General features: G+C 35.2%; 18 protein-coding genes and 2 pseudogenes. 14 read left to right on the top strand and 6 right to left on the bottom strand.

Features of this window, described 5'->3' with window-relative positions:
- Positions 1–8: 8 nt before the first annotated feature.
- The 6 genes from AC3G2T_RS35525 to AC3G2T_RS35500 all read right to left on the bottom strand — a co-directional run bounded on the left by AC3G2T_RS35525 (position 9) and on the right by AC3G2T_RS35500 (position 5,134).
- Positions 9–698, bottom strand: a complete 690-nt coding sequence (locus tag AC3G2T_RS35525; RefSeq protein ID WP_474680679.1) for an LbetaH domain-containing protein — start codon at positions 696–698, stop codon at positions 9–11.
- A gap of 7 nt (positions 699–705) precedes the next feature.
- The gene (locus tag AC3G2T_RS35520) at positions 706–1,092 is read right to left on the bottom strand and encodes a GtrA family protein (RefSeq protein ID WP_474680710.1); all 387 of its coding nucleotides are present in this window, start codon (positions 1,090–1,092) and stop codon (positions 706–708) included.
- A gap of 73 nt (positions 1,093–1,165) precedes the next feature.
- The gene (locus AC3G2T_RS35515) at positions 1,166–2,125 is read right to left on the bottom strand and encodes a glycosyltransferase family 2 protein (protein WP_474680678.1); all 960 of its coding nucleotides are present in this window, start codon (positions 2,123–2,125) and stop codon (positions 1,166–1,168) included.
- A gap of 159 nt (positions 2,126–2,284) precedes the next feature.
- Complete coding sequence (gene rfbG, locus AC3G2T_RS35510) at positions 2,285–3,361, bottom strand: CDP-glucose 4,6-dehydratase (RefSeq protein WP_474680709.1); 1,077 nt, start codon at positions 3,359–3,361, stop codon at positions 2,285–2,287.
- Positions 3,355–4,128, bottom strand: coding sequence for a glucose-1-phosphate cytidylyltransferase (rfbF, locus tag AC3G2T_RS35505; RefSeq protein WP_474680677.1), 774 nt, complete (start codon positions 4,126–4,128; stop codon positions 3,355–3,357). Before rfbF ends, rfbG begins: the two co-directional genes overlap by 7 nt.
- A gap of 19 nt (positions 4,129–4,147) precedes the next feature.
- Positions 4,148–5,134, bottom strand: a complete 987-nt coding sequence (locus AC3G2T_RS35500; protein ID WP_474680676.1) for an SDR family NAD(P)-dependent oxidoreductase — start codon at positions 5,132–5,134, stop codon at positions 4,148–4,150.
- A 159-nt stretch (positions 5,135–5,293) separates the two neighbouring features.
- On the opposite strand from AC3G2T_RS35500, the pseudogene AC3G2T_RS35495 reads away from it, so the two are divergent.
- The 14 genes and pseudogenes from AC3G2T_RS35495 (at position 5,294) to AC3G2T_RS35430 (ending at position 22,073) form a co-directional block, all read left to right on the top strand.
- A pseudogene (locus tag AC3G2T_RS35495) lies at positions 5,294–6,621 on the top strand (ISNCY family transposase).
- Between the two features lie 198 nt (positions 6,622–6,819).
- Positions 6,820–7,134, top strand: coding sequence for a hypothetical protein (locus tag AC3G2T_RS35490; protein ID WP_488438422.1), 315 nt, complete (start codon positions 6,820–6,822; stop codon positions 7,132–7,134).
- 1,422 nt (positions 7,135–8,556) lie between these two features.
- The gene (neuC, locus tag AC3G2T_RS35485; protein ID WP_474680674.1) at positions 8,557–9,720 is read left to right on the top strand and encodes a UDP-N-acetylglucosamine 2-epimerase; all 1,164 of its coding nucleotides are present in this window, start codon (positions 8,557–8,559) and stop codon (positions 9,718–9,720) included.
- A 31-nt stretch (positions 9,721–9,751) separates the two neighbouring features.
- Entirely contained in the window at positions 9,752–10,909 is a 1,158-nt protein-coding gene (locus tag AC3G2T_RS35480; RefSeq protein WP_474680673.1) for a LegC family aminotransferase, read from the top strand.
- A 43-nt stretch (positions 10,910–10,952) separates the two neighbouring features.
- On the top strand, positions 10,953–12,002 hold the full coding sequence (locus AC3G2T_RS35475) for a sugar phosphate nucleotidyltransferase (protein ID WP_474680672.1): 1,050 nt from the start codon (positions 10,953–10,955) through the stop codon (positions 12,000–12,002).
- Positions 12,002–12,658, top strand: coding sequence for an acetyltransferase (locus tag AC3G2T_RS35470; RefSeq protein ID WP_474680671.1), 657 nt, complete (start codon positions 12,002–12,004; stop codon positions 12,656–12,658). Before AC3G2T_RS35475 ends, AC3G2T_RS35470 begins: the two co-directional genes overlap by 1 nt.
- Positions 12,637–13,641, top strand: coding sequence for an N-acetylneuraminate synthase (neuB, locus tag AC3G2T_RS35465; RefSeq protein WP_474680670.1), 1,005 nt, complete (start codon positions 12,637–12,639; stop codon positions 13,639–13,641). Before AC3G2T_RS35470 ends, neuB begins: the two co-directional genes overlap by 22 nt.
- Before the next feature lie 33 nt (positions 13,642–13,674).
- Positions 13,675–15,795 carry an ArnT family glycosyltransferase gene (locus AC3G2T_RS35460; RefSeq protein ID WP_488438421.1) on the top strand — a complete coding sequence of 707 codons (2,121 nt, stop codon included), beginning with the start codon at positions 13,675–13,677 and terminating at the stop codon, positions 15,793–15,795.
- 223 nt (positions 15,796–16,018) lie between these two features.
- Positions 16,019–18,151, top strand: coding sequence for a DUF7657 domain-containing protein (locus AC3G2T_RS35455; RefSeq protein ID WP_474680668.1), 2,133 nt, complete (start codon positions 16,019–16,021; stop codon positions 18,149–18,151).
- 30 nt (positions 18,152–18,181) lie between these two features.
- Positions 18,182–19,693, top strand: a complete 1,512-nt coding sequence (locus AC3G2T_RS35450) for a lipopolysaccharide biosynthesis protein (RefSeq protein ID WP_474680667.1) — start codon at positions 18,182–18,184, stop codon at positions 19,691–19,693.
- A 54-nt stretch (positions 19,694–19,747) separates the two neighbouring features.
- Positions 19,748–20,104 (top strand): annotated as a pseudogene (locus AC3G2T_RS35445) (sugar phosphate nucleotidyltransferase); the annotation flags it as partial.
- A gap of 67 nt (positions 20,105–20,171) precedes the next feature.
- The gene (locus tag AC3G2T_RS35440; protein WP_474680666.1) at positions 20,172–21,101 is read left to right on the top strand and encodes a glycosyltransferase family 2 protein; all 930 of its coding nucleotides are present in this window, start codon (positions 20,172–20,174) and stop codon (positions 21,099–21,101) included.
- 60 nt (positions 21,102–21,161) lie between these two features.
- Positions 21,162–21,668 carry a dTDP-4-dehydrorhamnose 3,5-epimerase gene (gene rfbC / locus AC3G2T_RS35435; RefSeq protein WP_474680708.1) on the top strand — a complete coding sequence of 169 codons (507 nt, stop codon included), beginning with the start codon at positions 21,162–21,164 and terminating at the stop codon, positions 21,666–21,668.
- Between the two features lie 255 nt (positions 21,669–21,923).
- Positions 21,924–22,073, top strand: coding sequence for a hypothetical protein (locus tag AC3G2T_RS35430; RefSeq protein ID WP_474680665.1), 150 nt, complete (start codon positions 21,924–21,926; stop codon positions 22,071–22,073).
- Positions 22,074–22,151 lie beyond the last annotated feature (78 nt).

Here is a 22,151-nt window from a genome sequence, read left to right as displayed (position 1 = left end):
TATATAATCTATTTGATTTCAACTGAAAAATATCTCTGTGCCATACATTGGTCTTTTTTGCGTTTTGAAATTCTAACATTTCCTGTGCTATCCCTAATGACAACACTATCTGATTCTATTGCCGTATTGTGTACTAAAGCATCAACTCCAATTGAAACTCTAGCCCCAATAGGTTTGTTCCCGATTATTTTAGCTCCAGCTCCCAAAAATAAACCTTTACCCAAACAAGGTGCTGGGTTTCCATTTCCATCTTCATCTGTATTAATTGTTACATTCTGGAAAATTACTAAAAAATTTGAATATGACGCATTACCGATAATGGTACCCACAGGATGTCCAAACAAAAAAATATCTGGCAGTCCTGATTTGTACGAGTAAAACAATCCGTTTAAAGTTTTATTTAAAAAGATTAATTTATCACACAAAGGCCTATTTTCAGATATTTTCCATAAACTATTGGATAAAAAAAACAAAAACTGACTATATTGATCAGAATGAAGATGTGAAAAATAAGCTTGTCCATCTTGGGAAAAGCCTCTTAAAGTAATATGTTTAAAACAATACTCTGTACGTTCAAGTGCAAGATCAATTGCCGAGTCTACATCTTGACCTTCAAACTTATATTTGTCAGGAAAATAAAGATTAAGTTGAGAAGATATATAATTTTTAAGTTCCGCTTTTGTAAGTGACGTAATCATGTAGCCATTATCCCTCCTTCATTTTACGTTTCTTAAACACCCACAGTTTATTCAGACAATAGTTCAAAGGGATTGTGAATGGCAAAGATATAAATGGTGCAATATACTTATTCAAATGTAGTATATCAATATATAGATATAAAAGAACTATACCTAAAAACAAATTTAAAGTATATACACTAACATATTTTATAGCTCGTCCAGGAGCTTTTGACTTTGCCTGGTTTTTAAAAACCCAAAAACAGTTCAGCAGGTATCCATTTAATACACTTAGCCCAAAAGAGGTTAAATTTGCTACCTGATGATGAACATTAAGATAAATTAAAAAAGCGTATATTAAATATGACAGTATCATATTGATAAGGCCAACAATAGAGAAATTTAAAAACTGCATTATCCAAGGGAATTTTGTGAAAATATGCTTAGTAAATGGAAAATACTTAATAATATAATCCGTTAGTTGTTCGTTACTCGTTTCTTCCATCTTCGGCCACCGTATCAAAATTAATTCGTTCTTTTTCAACTACTAAAGGTCTTTTGGTTACTCTTTGTAGAATTTCATAAATATATTCTCCAATAATGCCAACAAAAAGCAGTTGAATAGAGCCTAAAAAGAAGAGCCCGATGACGATAGGGGCTGTTCCAATATCAAAACTGTTCCAGAAAATAATTTTTAGTATAAAATAAAATAGTCCCACTAAAAAACATAAGCCAGAAGTCAAGAAACCCATGGTTACAGCGAATCTTAGAGGTGCTTTTGATGTATTGACAAACGAAGTTATGGCAGTATCAAAATATCTAATTAAATTATAGCTGGATTTTCCTGCTTTGCGCAGAGGTTGAACATATTCAAAAAATCCAATTTCATATCCAAAGTCAGCAATCAGGTTTCTGAAATTTGGAGAAGGTTCTTCTGCACTTCTCATTAAATCGACTACTTCTTTATCGTATAAACCAAATCCGGTGACGTGGTCATATTGAGGAGCGTCTGAAAAGCTTTTAATTAACTTATAATACAGAGACCTGAAAGCAAATTTTAATTTACTTTCCTCACTTTTATGCTTTTTTCCCCAAACAACTTTATAGCCTTGTTTCCAGAGCTTTAGGAACTCAGGTATCAATTCTGGCGGGTCCTGAAAATCACAGGCAAGACATATATTGCAGCTGCCTGTTCCAGCAAAGAAAGCATGGCTTCCAGAACGACCAGGTCCGAAATTCCTAGTGTTAAATATAACTTTAACATTCTTATCTTCTTTTGCAATGTTTTTTAATATTTCGCGGGTATTATCTTTTGAACAGTTGTCTATAAAAATGTTCTCATAGGAATAATCGGGTAACTCCTGCATGGTTTTTTTAATAGCCATATACATGTTGTACACGTTACCCTCTTCGTTATAGCAGGGGACAATTATGCTGATTCTAGTCATTTCTTACTCCTATCTTCTACAAATACTGCAAGCAGAAATTAAATCGGACATCTTCCCTAATAAGGCATCTTAGTAAATGTGTTTAAATTTTTGGGTGTGAGACGTACCTGATTCTAAAAAGAAGTTCTTGTCTGTATGTTGTCATATATTTTCAAATGATTATCCATTTCCCCTCAGAGGATTCCAAAATTCCGATATCTGCTCTTCCATACATTTTATAACATCACCGTTTGCAACAAATACTTTTGACCATTCTACGGTCTTTTCAACCGCTTTTTCTATATCCCAACGTGGTTCCCAATTTAGAGCCCTTTTTATCTTTGAACAATCAAGTTTCAAGAAATTTGATTCATGTGGACCTTCATTTTGACCTGTATGCCATGTTATTCCATCTCCCCAGTTTTTACAGAAAAGGTCTGCAAGTCTGCCTGTGGTAATACAGTCGCTATCGTTTGGTCCCACATTATAAGAACCTTGAAAATCAAAATTTTCATACTGCTTTTTTATAATTTCAAGATAGACGCTCAATGGCTCTAAAACGTGTTCATATGGGCGGACTGAATTAGGATTTCTAACAAAAATGTCCTTTTTGTCTTGTGCAGATCTTACACAGTCAGGAATGATTCTATCAACCGAAAAGTCCCCCCCACCGATAACATTGCCAGCTCTAGCCGTAGATACGGGCAATTTTCTCTCGCGAAAGAAAGAACGTTTATAGCTATTAGTAACTAATTCTGAGCAAGATTTGCTGTTGGCATAAGGCTCAAACCCATCTAGACTGTCGTGTTCACGATAGCCCCATTCCCACTCGTTATTATAATATACTTTATCGGTGGTTACATTTAAAACTGACTTGACACTGTTTGTAAGGCGAATGCAATCCAATACATTTACTGTACCCATAATATTTGTTTCATAAGTATAGACAGGGTCTTTATAGCTCTCTCTAACTAGAGGCTGTGCCGCCATGTGAATAACAATCTCTGGCTGTTCTTTTTCAAAAACCTCCATAAGTTTCTTAAGATTTCTTATATCCTCAATATACGATTTAACAATGGTGTCGATTTTACATGCATGATATAAACTTGGGTTTGTAATTGGCTCAAGTCCATAACCTATAACCTTGGCACCAACATCTGATAACACTTTGCAAAGCCACGAACCCTTAAAACCTGTGTGGCCTGTTATTAAAACAGTTCTATCTTTATAAAATGATAAATCCATCATTGTCACCATACTTTCCAAGGTGCGTTGTCTTCTCGCCATAGCTCTTCCAGTGTGTTTTTATCTCTTAGTGTATCCATGCATTGCCAAAACCCCTTATGTTTGTAGGCTGCAAGGTTATTGCTTTCTGCTATCTGTTCAAGTGGTTGTCTTTCAAAAATGGTATCATCGCCCTCAATATAGTCAAAAACTTCGGGTTGCAAGACCATAAAGCCACCATTAACCCAACCACCGTCTTCTACGGACTTCTCTTTAAAGCTTGTAATTGTATGATCTTTGTCAATATTTAAAACTCCAAATCTGCCTCCTGGTTGTATGGCAGATATGGTCGCAATCTTTCCATGTGATCTATGGAAACTTAGTAGAGCAGGGATATCTATATCACTGACCCCATCACCATATGTAAGCATAAAAGGCTCATTTCCTACGTACTCTTTTACTCTCTTTATTCTTCCGCCTGTCATGGTGTTAAGCCCTGTGTCAATAAGTGTTACCTTCCATGGTTCTGCAAAATTGTTATGAATAGTCATTTTGTTGTCGTTTGAAAAATCAAAGGTAATATCCGAATTGTGAAGATAATAGTCCGCAAAAAATTCCTTGATTGCATAAGCTTTATAACCGCAGCAAATGACAAATTCATGGAATCCATAGTGGGAGTAGTACTTCATAATATGCCATAATATTGGCAAATCACCAATTTCAATCAATGGTTTTGGTTTAAGATGTGATTCCTCACTTATTCTGGTGCCAAATCCTCCGGCAAGAATAACAGTTTTCATGACAGCCCCCTCTAATCTGTTAAATGTTATAAATATCTGGCTTATACTTTTTAAGGTTGTTTGGAAGAGACATCCATTTTATTACTTCTTCTAATCCTTGTCTTATGCTATATTCTGAGGTAAACCCTGTCAGTTCTTTAATCATAGTATTGTCGCAGACCAATCTCATTACTTCACTGCCAGTAGGTCTGATTCTCGATTTATCTTCTACATAACATGCATCTATGTTCATTATTTCTTTTACAATTTCAAAAACCTGTCCTACGCTATATTCTGTATTTGAACCTATATTTATAGTTTGTCCAACACACTTGTCGTTTTCAGAGAGAAGGATTAGCCCCTTGCAAGTATCCAAAACAAAATTCAAATCTCTTGTTGGTGTTGGATCTCCTAACTTTATCTCCTTTGTGCCATTCAATAATTGAGATATGATTGTAGGGATAAAGGCTCTTGCAGATTGTCTTGGTCCGTAGGTATTAAATGGTCTTGCAATTGTAACTGGCAGTTCAAATGAATTGTAATAGCTCATAGCCAAAGCATCCGCCCCAATTTTACTAGCACTATATGGAGATTGTGGTTGAAGGGGGTGAGTTTCGTCTATGGGAACATATTTTGCTGTACCGTATACCTCACTAGTGGACATTTGTATAACCTTGCTTACGTTATTTTTCAATGCCGCTTGGCAAATGTTCAAACACCCATTAACATTAGTATCTATGTAGCTGGCAGGTGCTACATATGAATATGGTATAGCGATCAAAGCCGCCAAATTGAATACGGTGTCAATTCCTCTTGTTATGTTGTCGCAGAGAAAAGAATCCCTTACATCACCGCTGACAATTTCAATGTCTTTTTTGCAATCAACGTCCTCAAGCCATCCCCAATCATTAGCGGAATTATAAATTGCAAGGGCTCTGACATTATATCCGTGTTTAACCAACAACTCTACCAAATGTGAGCCAATAAACCCATCTGCACCTGTTACTAATATATTTTTAGCATTCATAGATTTCACCTTTCTATTTTGCTTCATTTTACTAAGGAATTATAATAGTTTGACACTGTAAAAGTCAATGTATACACTCTTCTGATGTCGTTGTTCTGTGATAGTGTCACCCTATAACTGTTCTGAGATAATGTCACTATGGGACGGGAGATAATCACATTGACTAACACAGAGATGAAGAAAGTACTCGTTGTGGAAAAAATCTTAGATAGACAATTGACAAATGTGGAGGGGCAGCGGTGTTGGGGATAACTCCCCGCCAAGTTATACGCTTGAAGAAAAAGTACCTGGAAGGGGAGCGGCGGGAATTGTTCATCAGAACAGAGGCAGAAAGCCCGTTCATGCTTTGGAGGATAACCTAAAGGAACGTGTGGCCCAATCGTACACAAACAAGTATCACTGCAGTAATAGTTGTCATTTAGCCGAACCATTCGAAGAACATGAATCTATTACACTCAGCAGTCCGAGTGTTCGGCGGATTCAATTGGAGCGTGGCATGAAGCAAGCTAAGCAACGGCGGCGTAACAAGGCTCATCAGCCGCGCAAACGTAAACCTCAAGCAGGCATGCTCTGACAGATCGATGCTACGCCGTATGCGTGGCTTGAAGATCATGCTTCTGCCTTCGCTTTGCATGCAGCCATTGATGATGCCACAGGCACTGTCGTAGGGGCTATCTTCTGTCAGACAGAATGTCGAGAAGGCTATTCGCTTGTATGCAACAAGGAATCATCAAGTATGGGGTTCCTTTAGGCTTATATAGTGACCGACATACCATCTTCCGTTCACCGAACGAAAAATTATCGCTAGAGCAAGAGCTTGCCGGGGAAACTAAGCCTCTCTCTAACTTCGGTAAAGCGATGGCTGAACGTCACATTGAACACATCAAGACCGTAACTCCTCAAGCGAAAGGCCGCGTAGAACGACTCTGGGTAACCCTTCAGGATCGTCTGGTCATTGAATTGAGGTTGTTGGGTGTAACCGCGATTGAAGAGACAAACCAAGCCCTTCCGCGGCTCATTCAGAAGCATAACCGCCAGTTTGCAGTGAAGGCCACAGAAGCTGAATCCGCCTATGTGAAACTGGATCCGAGCATCAAACTAAGCTATATCTTTACCATTCGCGAGCACCGAAAGTTAGGCACAGGAAATACGCTCTCTTACGGCGGAAAGCTCTATACGTTAGCCAAGCCAGCTTCTTTTCCGTTCAGCACTAAAACGACTGTAGAGGTTCGTGAAACTTAGAAGGTAACCTCATTCTCTGGCATCAAGGTCAAGCCTTTGAGCTTAAAGAAACCGAAAAGGTGCAACGCATAAAGGAAATAAAAAAGGCGAGTTCTGCGCAGTCACGCAAACCCGCGGCAAGCCTTCCTTGGAGGGCTTGGAACACGGAACACTCTCAGAATAATATAAAAGCCAAAGCAGTCCAATCCCCTAAAATGGGGTCTTGGACTGCGCAGAAAGACATTTTCATGAACAAGTTAAGGTGACATTTTCTCAGATAATTGACAGGATGTAAGCCAGTGATGGCTTGAATAACCGGATTTTTTAAAAAATTCAATTTGACTTCAAATGAAAGTAGATGGGTTCGTGATTTCGCCGTAACAACGACTCCCAGTAACATTGTGTAATCCTCTATAATATGATAAAGTTCTTGTGTGTAGGATTATTTTACATGTGAGGATTTTATGAAACAGTTTGATTCGCTAACTGGCTTGTATTTTTTTGCCGCATTCGCTATTGTAATTAACTATTTAGAACCCGTAATATTCAAGATTGACAAAAGCGTACCGTTTATGAGTTTCTTTCATGGGCTGGCACTGCTCGGGATGTCGCTGTTTTTTATCCTGAGTGGGTTCATCATCCATTACAATTACAACAGCAAGATCATTACGTCCGAGGGCGGTACATATAACTTTTTGGGGGCACGGATTGCAAGAATTTATCCTCTTTTTGTTCTAGCTCTTTTCTATGATCTGGCTTCCGGAAATTTTCTACTATAACAGGAATGCCGCGGAACGAGCTAAAAAACCATAAGGCAATCCCCTACTTTCTGACAATGACACAAAGCTGGTTTTATTTGTTTATAGGCAACCATCCGATAGCATTTCCCTTTGAAAATACCCATGTTGCCTGGTCGATCAGTACAGAGTTTTCTTTTATCTATGCTATCCACTGATTTGTTTTTTGCTGATGAGATCTTCATCCCTGTAGTCAAGGTGGAGTGTTGCAATTTCATCATTTTTAGCAACAACGCTACTGTTTGCATGGGGCAGGCTGAACATGGAGTTCATCAATGGGTTTGGCAAAAACATACTGGGGATCATAGAAAACCCGAACGCAAATCATGGAGTGATGTTTGCAGATTGGTTTTTTATACATCGCCATATTCGAGAATATTTGAGTTTGTCATAGGGTGTAGCCTAGCGCATCTGTACATGAAAATGTCGGAGGGTCCAGTAATGCAACAGGAGCGCAACGTTTCGAAAATCCTGATTCTGATAGCACTCGCAAATATTACATTGTTGCTGTTTGGAAGCCTCTCTTCATTTCCGAAAGTTGCAAGTGTTATTGCCGCCATAAGTTTTACACCAAGTTTGGCGATACTAATATTCTGCTGTGCGAGGTATGAAAACTGGCTGACAAAACTGCTATCGAAGCCTATGCTGGTAACATTAGGTGATGCGAGTTATTATATATATATATCCTTCACATTATCATAATTCAGAAGTCGGCCGTACCTTATCCATTGTCAGGAACAGGAAAAATGTTCTACTGCTTACTTCGAGGTCTACAATCATTATTGTTGCTATACTGATCATTTCGGTGTATTCATACAATGTTTTTGAAGTTCCATCAAGAAAATTTGTAAGGAAAATGCTTGCCAACATAAAAGCAAAAAAGAAAAGTGATGTACGTGAAATTGATAGTTAAGTTGATAAAAAAGAACGGTACAGTTCTTTTTCATTTCATAATTAGGATACTATTACGATATACTTTTATCGTATCGCATTTTAGAAGAACAGCTTAAACAGAAGTTCTTTTTATATCTCCATATTGGTGCTAACCAGTAGTCCCCAATTATGCAATGAAGGAAGGTAGCAAATTGACAGGATTTGTATGAGAACCTGCTACCGAGCAATCTGGCATCCATTTTTGAACGGGACAACATTAAAGGTCAACCAAATACATCGCCATGCTCATTAGACACTGGGAATTGCCCTGATTTTTACAGTTCTTCTGTGTGGATTACGTGCTTGTTAGATTAGAATCACTGGCGTTCGAAATTCAGTTCAATTTTCCTCAAATGGAAGTAGATGGGTTCATGATTTCGACGTATTATAAACACAAGTTACACATTTACTAATGTTTTGTTTAAATGTATAATTCAGCTACTTTAATTTAAAAGGAGCACATTGATATATATGAAGAAGATATGTGTATTAACTGGGACTCGTGCGGAATATGGATTGCTTTATCACACAATAAAATCAATTGAAAAAAGTCATAAATTGCAACTCCAACTTATTGTAACTGGCAGTCACCTAAGCGCAAATCACGGATATACAATTGATGTAATAAAAAATGATAATATCAAAATCGATTGTGAAATAGATATGCTTATAGATTCAAAAAGTAAAAGCTCAATATCCAAAAGTATGGGGCTTCTAATGATACAATTATCTATGTGTTTCGATAGTCTTAACCCGGATATGATTCTAATACTAGGAGATAGATATGAAGCTTTGGTTTTCGCCACTTGTGCTATGTCCATGAATATACCTATTGCTCATATGCATGGTGGAGAAGCAACAGAGGGAGCAATAGACGAACAAATACGTCATGCAATTACAAAAATGTCCCATGTTCATTTTGCAACAACAGAAGAATACAAAAACAATATACTTAAAATGGGCGAACAAGCCTTTAGGGTGTTTAACGTTGGAGCACCTGTAATGGAAAATATACGCAACTATAATTTTATATCAAAGGAACAGCTAGAAAAAGAATTGAATGTGCAAATAGAAGAGCCTTTGTTTTTGGTAACATATCATCCTGTTACTCTGACGGATTCAAATGTAGAAGAACAAGTTAATAATTTATTGGACGCACTGGGACAGTTTAAAGGTACATTTATATTTACAGGTGCTAATGCTGATTTTGGTGGAAATATAGTCAATGGACTAATAAAAGACTATGTAAGTAAAAATGACAATTGTTATTTCTTCCAAAGCTTGGGTAGACTATATATGGACGTTTGCAAATATGCAAGTGTAATGATTGGCAATTCTTCTAGCGGTATTATAGAAGCACCTTGTTTCAAACTTCCCGTTGTTAATATTGGGGACAGGCAAAAAGGAAGGCTTAGACATGCCAATATAATTGATGTTGATTATAGCACAGATCAAATAGTTCAGGGAATAAACACAGCGTTACAGGACAAAAAATTTAGAGCGAAAATGGAAAGTATGCAAATACTATACGGCAACGGTACAACAAGCAGCAAAATCGTAGAAGTTTTAGAAAACTTAGAATTTAACGATGAAATGCGGTATAAATGTCTTGATTTCAGCTCGTTCAATTCATAGCAGGATATATTTCGGAAAGGAAGATTCAACCATGGCATTCATTCCTCTATCAGTTCCCAACATGGGAGAAAAGGAACAAGAATATGTTTTAGACGCTGTATCAACCGGCTGGGTATCTTCGGTGGGTTCTTATGTTGAACGATTTGAGCAGGGAATTACTTCTTATGTAAATACGCCTAATGCTGTGGCTTGTCAAAGCGGCACTGCTGGCCTTCACTTATCATTAATTGCCTTAGGCGTTGTGACGGGTGATTTGATAATGGTTCCAACTCTGACTTTTATTGCTGCAGTAAATCCCATTCGCTACATAGGGGCAGACCCTGTCTTTATGGACTGTGATGATTCACTTTGCATTGATCCCAATAAATTGCGTTCTTTCTGTGAAGAATGTTGCTATGTTAAGGATGGCACATTATTTCATAAAGATACCGAGCGTAGAATTCCAGCCATAGTTGTCGTTCATGTCTTTGGAAATATGGCTGATATGCCTGGAATTTTAAAAATAGCAGAAGAGTTCCATTTTAAAGTGCTTGAAGACGCAACAGAAGCATTGGGAACTAAATATTCAGAGGGTCCATTTAAAGGACGCATGGCTGGTACCATGGGTCATCTTGGCGTATATTCCTTTAATGGAAACAAAATTATAACAACCGGTGGCGGTGGAATGGTTGTTAGTCAAAATGCAGAAATACTTCAAAAAATCAAATACCTTTCCACTCAAGCAAAAAATGATGAGTTATATTTTATACATGATGCAGTTGGATATAACTACCGCATGACCAATGTTCAAGCCGCTATGGGCGTTGCACAATTAGAGCGTTTGGAATCATTTATAGCTACCAAAACAGAAAACTATAAATTGTACAAAGAATTATTAGGTGATATACCTGATATTACTATGATTCCTATGAGTGAGGGGATTCGTTCAAACTATTGGATGTATAGCGTTTGTTTTGAGAACAGTGATGTAAGAGATATGGCTTTAAAAGAACTTGATAAAAACAAAATACAGACTAGACCTGTTTGGGGATTGATTCATGAGCAAAAACCTTATGTTAATAATATCACTTATAATTTAGAAAAAGCCATTTTTTTTGGCAGACGCATACTTAATATTCCTTGTAGTTCGGGACTTACAAAAGATGATGTAAAAACAGTCTCAACCTTTATACACAAGCTACAATTATAAGAAATCCTATTTTAAATTGGCAAAAATCTTAGGAGGCTTTATTATGGAAGTTAAACAATATACAATATTACCAGGCACGACTGTTAGAGATGCTATAAAAAAAATAGATGAAAAAGGTAAAAAAATTATTTTTATTACCGATTCAAATCTAACTTTGCTTGGTATTTTTTCAGATGGGGATATGCGTAAATATATATTGCGTAATGGAGATTTGGACGCTCCAATTGAACTGGTTATGAATAAAAATCCTAAGGTTTTCAAGGATATACACGAAGCCAACAAAGTATCTAAAACCGAAAAACTGGTAGCTTATCCAATTACTGATAAAGACAATAAGTTTATAGATGTTCTATTTTGGAATGATGAAAAAAATCGTGTTACTACAGAAAAAACCTTAGCTGACATTCCGGTTGTTATTATGGCTGGTGGTAAAGGTACTAGACTTTATCCATATACTCAAATTCTTCCTAAGCCTTTAATACCTATCGGCGAATACACCATCTCAGAACGAATAATCAATAATTTTAAGCGTTATGGCTGCAACTCTTTTTCGTTTATACTTAATTATAAGGGAAGTATGATTAAGGCTTATTTTGGTGACCTTGAAAAGGACTATAATTTAAATTTTTTTGATGAAACCACTTTTCTGGGAACAGGCGGAGGCCTTTTCCTTTTAAAAAATAAAATTAAAACAACTTTTTTTCTTTCAAATTGCGATATAATGATTGATGCTGATTATGGCAGTGTCTATGAATTTCATAAGCAACAGAAAAATTTAATAACCTTTGTTTGTGCTTTCAAAAACTTTACAATACCCTATGGTGTTATTAATTTGGACAATGCTGGAAAAATTCAAAGCTTATTGGAAAAACCATCTTACTCTTATCTCACCAACACAGGATTTTATATAATCGAACCAGAAGTTATACAAGACTTAAAAGAAAATGAGTTTATAGATTTGCCAGACATTGCCTCAAACTATATTGAACAAGGCAAAAATGTGGGGGTTTATCCTATTTCTGAAAATGCTTGGCTTGATATGGGTCAGTTTAGCGAAATGCAGGAAATGCTTAAAGCATTAGGGATTGAATAATGGAGAAAATTATATTAATTGGTGGCGGTGATCATTGCAGGTCAGTTCTTGACACTCTGAGCAAAAACACTGATTTTGAAGTGTTTTCTATAGTAGACCATATCTCTAAAGTTGGTACTAATATTTACGGCTATGAAATAAACCACACTGACGATGATTTGCAAAGCTTATATGACAGCGGTATTAGAACCGCTTTTATAACAGTTGGCACTGTTGGTAACTTTAGCATAAGAGAAAAGCTATATAGTCGTGCTAAAGAAATAGGCTTCACTTTCCCTGTAATTATAGATAAAAGCGCAGTAGTTTCTAATTTTTCTAATATAAAAGAGGGAACATTTGTAGGAAAAGGAGCCGTTGTATCAATAGGTTGTACCATAGACGAAATGGCTATTATCAATACAGGGGCTGTTATTGATCACGATTCTACAATAGGCAAGTTTTCAGTCGTATCACCGTCTGTGGCCATAGCTGGAAGCGTTAGTATTGGTGAGTTTAGTTATATTGGAATAAATTCCACTGTTATTCAGAATACTAGTATAGGCAACGGTTGTTTAATAGGCGCAGCCAGTAACGTTGTAAAAAATATTCCGGACAATGTTAAAGCATACGGAAACCCTTGCAAGGAGGTTGGAATATGGAAAAGCAGGTCTTTATAATAGCTGAGGCTGGCATTAATCACAATGGCAGTATGGAAATAGCTAAAAAAATGATTGAAAAAGCAGCAGAAGCCGGGGTAGATGCTATTAAGTTTCAAACCTTCGTTTCGAAGAAATTAGTTTCTAAATTTGCAAAAAAAGCGGAATATCAAGTGAAAAATATGTCAACTGAATCAGATAGTCAACTTGATATGCTTGAAAAGTTAGAACTAAGCCCATCAGATTTTGCCTGTCTCAAAGAATATTGCAAAGATCATAATATAATGTTTTTATCAACTCCTTTTGATTTGGAAAGTATTGATGTTCTTAGAGATTTAGATATAAACCTGTGGAAAATACCTTCTGGAGAGATTACAAATCTGCCATACGTTGTTAAGATTGCAAAATTGAATCACCCAATAATAATGTCAACAGGTATGTGTAATATTGAGGATATTGAAAAGACATTACACATTATTAAAAAATTTAATTCACAGCCAATAACCATACTTCATTGTAATACGGAATATCCAACACCGCTTGAAGATGTTAATTTAAAGGCCATGCTAACATTAAAAAATATTTTTAATACTGAGGTTGGATATTCAGACCACACAGTTGGCATAGATGTACCTTTGGCTGCAGTTGCAATGGGAGCATCCATGATTGAAAAACACTTTACTCTAGATAAAAATATGGAAGGACCTGATCATTTGGCAAGTTTGGAGCCTGATGAATTATTGCAAATGGTTAAGTCTATCAGAAATATTGAAAGAGCAATGGGAGATGGGAAAAAAACTATCTCCTCTTCAGAACGCAAAAATATTGAAATCGCAAGAAAAAGCATTGTTGCTGCAAGACCAATAATTAAAGGTGAAATATTAAGTGAAGAAAATTTAACAACCAAACGCCCAGGCAACGGATTAAGCCCAATGGAATGGTTTAATGTTCTTGGCGTGCCAGCAAAAAGAGACTTTGCTGAAGATGAGCTTATAGAAATTTGAACAATTAAAACACTAATTTTTTTGGAGGCACCTGTGCAAACGAAGTCACCAAATGCTAAAAAACTAATTATAATTACAATAGCACTTATAACTGCCTTATTGGTACTGAGATTTGTTCATATAGATAGAGATTTACCCCCATGGGGATTAACATCCTATCAGCCAATTGACGAGGGCAGTTATGCCATGATGGCATTAAATAAAATTAATTACAACACGGTAAACCCCACGGGGGGGGATTTTGAATATGATTTTTATACTCCTCCGCATGTCAGAACGAATTTATTAGGAAATGCTTTTGATTATGTTGGCTTGACTATACTTGGGGATAACTATTATGGTTTACGTATTCCATACGTAGTATTTGGTATCATAAACCTTTTGCTTTTCTTTTTGATTGTTAGAGAAATAATTAAAAAATATGGCGACAATGATTTAAACAAAACATTCATAATGTGTGCAACTTTATTGTTGCTGGTTTCAAATTTTGTCTTTTTTATTGCTAGCCGAACTGTGGAACCCTCAATTGTTAGAATGATCTTTACACAACTGGTATTTTATTTATATCTAAAACTTGATAATAGTTATAGATTGAGATTTTTTTTGATGGGCTTTTTTGTAACGTTTTCGGTTTTCTTGGTATATATAACCAATGTATTTCTTTATTTGCCTTGCGGACTAGTTATACTCTATTTGTTGATTAATAAAGAAAAAATGAAATTTATTAAAGCCCTTCTATTCTTTATTCTAGGCTCTTTGCTCATGTATGGAATATGTGAGCTATATTATTTTACAGTTTGGAAAACATCTGCTTTGTTCAATATGTTTAATGCAGTATTTGATTTTTCATCATCTGCTGGCTATTCATCAGTCATATCGATTAAAGCTATAATTAAAATTATAATTAGGTTTTTTAGCGCTAATCCAATTCTATATAATTTAATCGTTATATATACATTTTTGCTATTCCTGCCAGTCTCAATTATTACCTTTATTAAAAAGAAAGATACAGTGCTTCTTTTTCTACTTACGGCTATTTTAGGCTTTTTATTGCAAACAATAATTTCAGAAGACTATATTACTAGAAAACTAATTCTTCTCTATCCATACTTTATATTTATGGCTATAATTTCTTATTTGTGCAGAAAAATTATTTTCACAAATATTAATAGTATCTGTGAGAGTTTTAATAACTCTAAACAATTTAATGTACTTTCGAAAAAACCATATTTAATAAAACTGATAGTTGGATTATATTTAGTATTCATTATTCTGACAGTATTCATTCTCTTTACTTATCGAATTATGTTTACAAATGATATTTCGAGGCTAGATTATGACTCTCTAGATAAATTACTTTTATTCATATTAGGTTTTGCACCATTTACTGTTTGTCTGTGTTTGATGCTATATGATCTGTATAAGAATTCAATAATAACTTTAAGAAAAAAAAGTATTGTAATAGCCGTTTTGACCTGTGTCATTCTGAATATTAGCTTCATTGCTAAATATGTAATTATTAATCCAACATTTTCGGAACGCGACACAATGATTGAACTGGGTAAGCTTGCAGGAAATAACTATGTATTAGGTGAATATGAAAATGGATTTACCCTTTATAATAACATTCGACCTGTGCTTAATACATATCATAAGCTTAAAGAATATATGGAGGAGAACCAAAATCTACTCTATTTTGATTACTCCGATAAATATTCCAGTGCCAGTATGAGAAATTTCTTCGATAATATAATTTTTGAGAACAGTGACTATTCTATTACGCTCATAAAAGAATTTCCAAGAGAATTCAACACATACAGAGAAAATAGAGCAATGGCGTTATATAAGGTAGTTCCAAAATATGAAGCAGTTAAAATAATGAAGGATGAATACTACCGTTGGTTCTCTGAAGAAAAGAAAAAAGATGTTTCTAAAAAGGGCAAATCCCCTATGGAAAATGCTTATCCAGACGTATATTCAAATTATTATGGTGATGTTGAGTATCCTGTATATGTAGATATACATGGAGATATATACGGAAATGTAAACGAAGAAATATACGGAAATGTATTTGGGGATATATACGGTAATGTTAATAAAAAAATACATGGTAAAATTTACGGAAAGATTTATGGCTCTAATAATGCAGAATAACATACGCCGAAAACTAAAATTCTGAAATACAAGATACCATATTATCTCTTGAATTAAGTAACATCCTTTAAAAAGATGTTGAGCAGGGAGTAAATGTTTTAATGGTTATTATTGGGAAAAATGGGATAATCTTTACTTTGGAGACATATTATGACATAAAAACAGCCACATATATTAATGCGTTAGCAACTAAAATAAAAGAATGAATAATAGGAAGTTGAGTGTGTTTGCATTGGAAAAAATATTTGCGAACATTAAAAAATATTGGTTTATTTGGTTGCTATTGGGCATGAATATGCTGTTTTTCTTTAATATTGTCGTTTCCAGGGTTATATTCGGAAGATATAACCCTGCGACGTCAATATCCATGACTACCACACTAAAAAGCAGTATTATAATATGTTGCTTTGTTTTTTTATTGTATGGATTATACCGTTATTTTAATAAAATCTGTACAAATGGAGATTATATTAATTTGCTCATAGAGCAAAGATATTTAGTTTCCTGTGCTTTGTTTATATTTACTTTAATCTTTTCATTGAATGGCTTTTCCTTTAGTATATGGGATCGATTTGTAAATACCGAAAACGGCATAAATATAATATTTGGCATGTGGCGTGATATAACGAGCGATGTGTGGGGCATAGCCCTACCAGCAATATTTAGCCAGATTGATAACGGATTTCCCCTCTATAACAAGGATATAATGACACAGGGAGCAAATGCAGTTGTAATGGGGCTTCCGGTTTGGGATATAACAATGATCTCTAAACCGTTTATGTTGGGCTATTTATTTTTTGGCAAGACAATAGGTATGAGCTGGCATTATTTTTTGAAACTCTTTGCGCTCATTTTGTCATCTTATGAGGTTTGCAACTTTTTCTCTGGCGGCAGGAAAAGGCTATCAATGCTTTTTGCTTTATTAATTGCCTTAAATCCTGCTATGCAGTGGTGGTTTGGGCAAGGACTAGTTGATATAATAATATATTTCCAGGTTTGTATTGCTTCGTTTATTTTATACATAAACAATCCAACCAATTTAAATAAAAAAATTCTTGCTGCTTTACTATTGCTTATAGGTGGTGCAGGCTTTTTACTGGCTATGTATCCCCCATTACAGGTTCCTCTTTCTTATCTCTTTTTGATGATTGTTGCATATGAGCTTAGTTCCAAAAGGGATTTAATAAAGTTTAATAAGAATGATTTAATTATTTTTATAGTCTTGCTTCTGTCAGTTATGCTTGTAGCATATAGATTTTTTGTAATATCCAAAGATGGTTTATTGCTTATTTCACAAACGGTATATCCAGCGTCTAGAGCGTGGTCGGGTGGGGGATATAATCCCGAATACATTTATTATTATTTCATGCAATGGCTATTGCCTATAAAATCAAGCAACATTGCCAACAACTGTGAAGTAGCAGGGTTCATACCATTTCTGCCTGTTATACTAATTGTATTTCCTGTTATAATATATAGAACTGGCAGGTTATTTTATAAGGTCTTGTATGGTTATGAACTGTTTTTAATATCTCTACTTTTCATTGAATATCCTGCTTTTATTTTAAAATATAGCTTGTTTTCCTTTGTGACACCAAACCGACTAACCATGATAATTGGTCTTATTTCTATATATTTATCAATAATTGCTGTTACTGAATTTTCCAAGTCAAAGTGGCTTAATAAGAGAATGGCTGTGTTAGTTTCTTTGGCTGTGGTTCTAATAGTTGCATTTTTTACTTTAAGATATAGCGGAGGAGGATTTCTCAATTTTCTTGGAGTTGCCGCTATTGTACCAATTGGAATGACAGTTTCATATTTTGCATTATTTTCCTTCTCCTTTGCTAGAGGCTATAAGAAAACAGCAATGTTTTTAGTATGCGCTATGGTTGTAGTTAGTGGTTTGACAATAAATCCAATAAGTATAGGAACAGGGTCATTTTTTACAAGTGGACTATCAAAAGAAATAGTTAAAATAGAAAGTGAAAACCCAAATAAACTATGGGCTTTTAATGCTGAATTTCCTTACAGCAACTATCTTTTAGCAAATGGAATACGATCTATAAACGCTATCAATTCATATCCTGATTATGAGAAATGGAAGCAATTAGACAAAGAGGGGGCATATGAAAACATATATAACCGATATGCTCATACTGGCGTAGAGTTGACGAATGACAAAACAGATATATTGCTAATGGCACCAGATTCAATTAAAATAATTTTAAATTCAGAAGATGCGAAAAGAATGGATATAGAATATATTGTCTCTAAAACAGATTTATCACATTTTGGTTATGATTTAGTGTATAATGATAGCGTTTCGGGGTTTGGGATTTACTATCATAAGCAATAGAATTAATTTGATGTAAGAGTGAGTTGCCATATGAGACTTGATTCAACACTAAAAAACAGTATATCGGGTTTAATATATCAGTTTTCCTATGTTATATTCGGTTTTTTAAACCGTATAATTTTTATACGAACTTTAGGTCTTGAGCTAACGGGATTAAATACAACAATCACAAGCATTTTGGGGCTTATGACCCTTGCGGACTTGGGCTTAACGTGGGCTGTATCTTATAATTTATATTTACCTCTTGCAAGGCATGATAAAGTGCAAATATCAGCTTTAATGAACCATTTGCGGCGAGTATATATTTTTCTTGCGGTATTTACACTAGTAGCAGGCATTGTTCTAACCTTTTTCATTGGAGATATTATTGAAATAACCCTAAGCTTGTCATATTTGCGTTTGGTATTTGCATTATTTGTACTTGAAAGTGTAGTAACATATTTATTTTCATATAAATCTGTTATTTTGATATCTGACCAAAAAAATTACGTATCCACCATGTTTGAAGCTGGCACAAATACGGTAATATTGATTGTTCGCATTATTGTATTAATATTGACGAAGGACTATGTTTTATATATATGTTCGGGCATAATTATCAAAATAGCAGGAAATATATTGCGTTCTAACTATGTAGACAGGGCTTATCCCTTTCTTAAAGAAAACAGAAAAATACCTTTACTGCCAGAACAAAAACAAAAAATAATAAAAGACACAAAAAATACTGCAATTTATAGTATATGCGCAGGGTTGGCAACATATAAAGATTCGTTGGTAATACAGGTTTTTGGGGGATTGGTTACTCTTGGTCTATATACTAATTACTTTCTAATACTGAACATAGCAAACGGTGTTGCAGGACAATTTGTTGATTCATATAAGGCAAGCCTTGCAAATCTTTATGTCACCAATGGCAAGGAAAGAGCCTATGAAATATTTAAAAAAAGCACATTTATATGTTTTTTCGTGGTTTCTATAGTAGCTTGCGGATTGTATGCCCTCATGGGTGATTTTATTTCCCTTTTCTTAGGGGATCAGTACAAAGTAGTTGATTTTTCAATAGAATTGGCTGTGTTGAATCTTCTGCTAAATTTGCTATTCGACCCATTAAAGAAAATAATTAATGCAGTAGGGTTGTTTGAAAAAGATAAGATAAATGCAGTAATAGAAGCGCTGTTGAGCGTTTCTTGCTCCATAATATTGGGTTATTTTTATGGTATGACAGGAATTTTTGCAGGTACGGCAATAGGTATTATTGTATGCTCTTTTTTAAGGAGCAAGTATATTTTTAAAAGTTTCTTTGAGCTAAGCTATGTAAAATATTTAAAGTTAATTTTTATATACTTATTAATAACGGTAATGGACGTTGCTGTTTCAATTTATATTTGTAGCCTTTTTGATATAAGCAGCAAAATCATTGGCTTTATTGTTAAATCAATGATATGTATAGCTATTCCCTGTGTCATTAATTCTATTATTTTTAGAAATTCAAATGAATATCAGTTTTTAAGAAATATAATAAAATATTCGATCAAGCGATAGGCAAATGTAGGAAAAAGGAATAATCGTAAGGACAGTTAATAAACCGGAGTTCAAAAGGGTACGAAAATTCTCATACAAGAAGTACATGATCCGCAGCGTTTTGGAGTTGCTGAACTGAATGGTAATAAAATTGTATCAATTAAAGAAAAGCCTGATCAGCCTAAAAGCAACTATGGCATTTATATGTACGACAGTACCATATTTGATATTGTTAAAAAATTAAAGCCATCAGACCGAGGTGAACTTGAAGTCGCTGATGCAAACAATGCGTATATTCAGCGCGGTGAACTGACTTACGATATCCTCAAAGGCTGGTGGACTTACGCTGGCACACATGCCTCTTTAGCGAAAGCTAATGAATTAGCCAATAACATTGTGTTTGGTAAGGAATTTGGTAAACTAAAATTATAAGCGTAATATTTCTAAAGAATTAAAATGAAGTAAATAAAAGCGTTAGCCGTGGGGAGAAAACTCAATCGTGGAGCAGCAAAAAATTTGCATTCTATTATCTACATATAACGGTGAAGCTTATTTGCAGGATTTTTTGGATTCATTATTACAGCAAACATATAATAATTTTCATCTATATGTTCGTGATGATGGATCGAGTGACAATACAATTGAGTTAATCAAAAAATTTAAGGTATCTCATCCTCAGACTATTCTTATTGAGTCGAATCAAAACGTCGGAGCTTGTATGAGTTTTTGCTTGTTGTTGCAGTTTGCACTACAAGAAACCCGCAATCAGTACTTTATGTTTGCTGATCAAGATGATATATGGCTACCGGAAAAGCTCGAGGTATCCTTAAACAAGATGCAATCCAGTGAGAATAAGAATAATAAGCTACCTGTATTAATTCATACGAATTTAAAGGTTGTAGACGTCACGCTTAGGGAAATTGCACCTTCTTTTTGGCTATACCAAAATTTAGATCCAAGTAAGGATTCAATAAATAGACTACTCGTCCAAAATGTGATTACAGGTTGTACGATGATGATAAATCGATCACTAGCGGAAAAATGTGTACCGATCCATCAAGACGCAATCATGCATGATTGGTGGATAGGATTGGTTGCTAGTGTTTTCGGGGAAATTGTACCGCTACATCAGAAAACAGTCTTGTATAGGCAGCATTTTGATAATAATGTTGGTGCTAAGAAGTTTAATCTTCAATATGTTGTTAAGAAAGCATTTGAAAAGGAATACACGCTAAGACCGAATTTCTTGCAGGCAGAGAATTTTTTGAATTCCTATGGTACGAAACTTGACCAGGTTCATAAAGAAGTTATAACGGAGTTTTTAAAGCTTGAAAGGGCAACTTATTTAAAAAAAGTTTTTACAGTGCTCAAACATAAATTTTTTAAAATTGGTTTTTTAAGGAATGTCGGATATTTATTGAAATTATAATTAATATTATAAGAGGTGCTCTCCGTGCAAGTTATTTCAACAAAGCTTCAAGGACTGTAAATTATTGAGCCCGATGTCCATGGTGACAATCTTTTTTTTATGGAAAGCTATAGTAGCCGAAAATTCGCGGAACATGGGATTGATTTTCCTTTTGTACAAGATAATCATTCATTATCCGTAGAAACGGGTGTCCTGCGCGGTTTGCATTATCAGCTAGATCCAAAAGCCCAAACAAAGCTTGTTCGAGTGGCATCTGGAGCGATTTTTGATGTTGCGGTTGATATTCGCAGGGAATCACCTACTTTTGGTCAATGGGTTGGGGTTATTATCAGTGAAGCCAATAAGTGCCAGCTTCCTGTTCCGAAAGGTTTTGCTCATGGGTTCTGTACGATTGTGCCGAATACACAAGTATTTTACAAAGTTGATGACTACAATTCACAAGAGCATGATCGCGGTATTATGTGGAATGACCCGGCTCTTGATATTGATTGGCCAACTTCCAAACCGATTCTTTCGGATAAAGATCAAAAACACCCGCTGCTGAAAGACACAGAGATCAATTTTTAGAAGAGGGAGAAAGCAGCAGAGCCTTGGCCTGCAGGTTATTGCAATAACAGATCAAGTTAAAGATACCTTTGACGGAGTTATAGAAGCTCAATGGATTGGCCATGAGATTGGCGCAGAAGTATAATTTCCGAAGTAGAATTAAGCACCAAGTATAAAGGTAAAACAATAGATATTCTAGGGCACCAGTTGACTAAGATTGAGGAATTAAATCAACTTCTGACAAGAGTGCGCAGGACAAGGGAAAATCGTGCGCGAGTGATTATTGAAAAGTTTTCCGAGATTGGTATGAACATAATAATGGACGATATTTTGGAGTTTAGTCAGGGCGGTATCGTTGCACGTCCGCATAATGCCAAAGCGATTATTACGCCAGAGGAAGGCCTTCAACTTCCTCCTGGTACATAATTAGCCTCTTGGCATTCGCCAAGGCAGATGGGACAAGGGGTTCCTTGAACCATCAAACTTGCTAGGGCTGCCCCGAAA

The organism is Paenibacillus sp. sgz302191 (assembly GCF_057749925.1).
This window is presented reverse-complemented; position numbering and strand designations above follow the sequence as displayed.

What these genes read in the sequence shown, in the direction of transcription:
- rfbG (WP_474680709.1), bottom strand. Translation starts at nt 3,361, where the DNA reads ATGGTGACAATGATGGATTTATCATTTTATAAAGATAGAACTGTTTTA.
- AC3G2T_RS35500 (WP_474680676.1), bottom strand. Translation starts at nt 5,134, where the DNA reads ATGAATGCTAAAAATATATTAGTAACAGGTGCAGATGGGTTTATTGGC.
- neuC (WP_474680674.1), top strand. Translation starts at nt 8,557, where the DNA reads ATGAAGAAGATATGTGTATTAACTGGGACTCGTGCGGAATATGGATTG.
- neuB (WP_474680670.1), top strand. Translation starts at nt 12,637, where the DNA reads ATGGAAAAGCAGGTCTTTATAATAGCTGAGGCTGGCATTAATCACAAT.
- AC3G2T_RS35515 (WP_474680678.1), bottom strand. Translation starts at nt 2,125, where the DNA reads ATGACTAGAATCAGCATAATTGTCCCCTGCTATAACGAAGAGGGTAAC.
- AC3G2T_RS35490 (WP_488438422.1), top strand. Translation starts at nt 6,820, where the DNA reads ATGAAACAGTTTGATTCGCTAACTGGCTTGTATTTTTTTGCCGCATTC.
- AC3G2T_RS35480 (WP_474680673.1), top strand. Translation starts at nt 9,752, where the DNA reads ATGGCATTCATTCCTCTATCAGTTCCCAACATGGGAGAAAAGGAACAA.
- AC3G2T_RS35450 (WP_474680667.1), top strand. Translation starts at nt 18,182, where the DNA reads ATGAGACTTGATTCAACACTAAAAAACAGTATATCGGGTTTAATATAT.
- rfbF (WP_474680677.1), bottom strand. Translation starts at nt 4,128, where the DNA reads ATGAAAACTGTTATTCTTGCCGGAGGATTTGGCACCAGAATAAGTGAG.
- AC3G2T_RS35525 (WP_474680679.1), bottom strand. Translation starts at nt 698, where the DNA reads ATGATTACGTCACTTACAAAAGCGGAACTTAAAAATTATATATCTTCT.
- AC3G2T_RS35475 (WP_474680672.1), top strand. Translation starts at nt 10,953, where the DNA reads ATGGAAGTTAAACAATATACAATATTACCAGGCACGACTGTTAGAGAT.
- AC3G2T_RS35520 (WP_474680710.1), bottom strand. Translation starts at nt 1,092, where the DNA reads ATGCAGTTTTTAAATTTCTCTATTGTTGGCCTTATCAATATGATACTG.
- AC3G2T_RS35470 (WP_474680671.1), top strand. Translation starts at nt 12,002, where the DNA reads ATGGAGAAAATTATATTAATTGGTGGCGGTGATCATTGCAGGTCAGTT.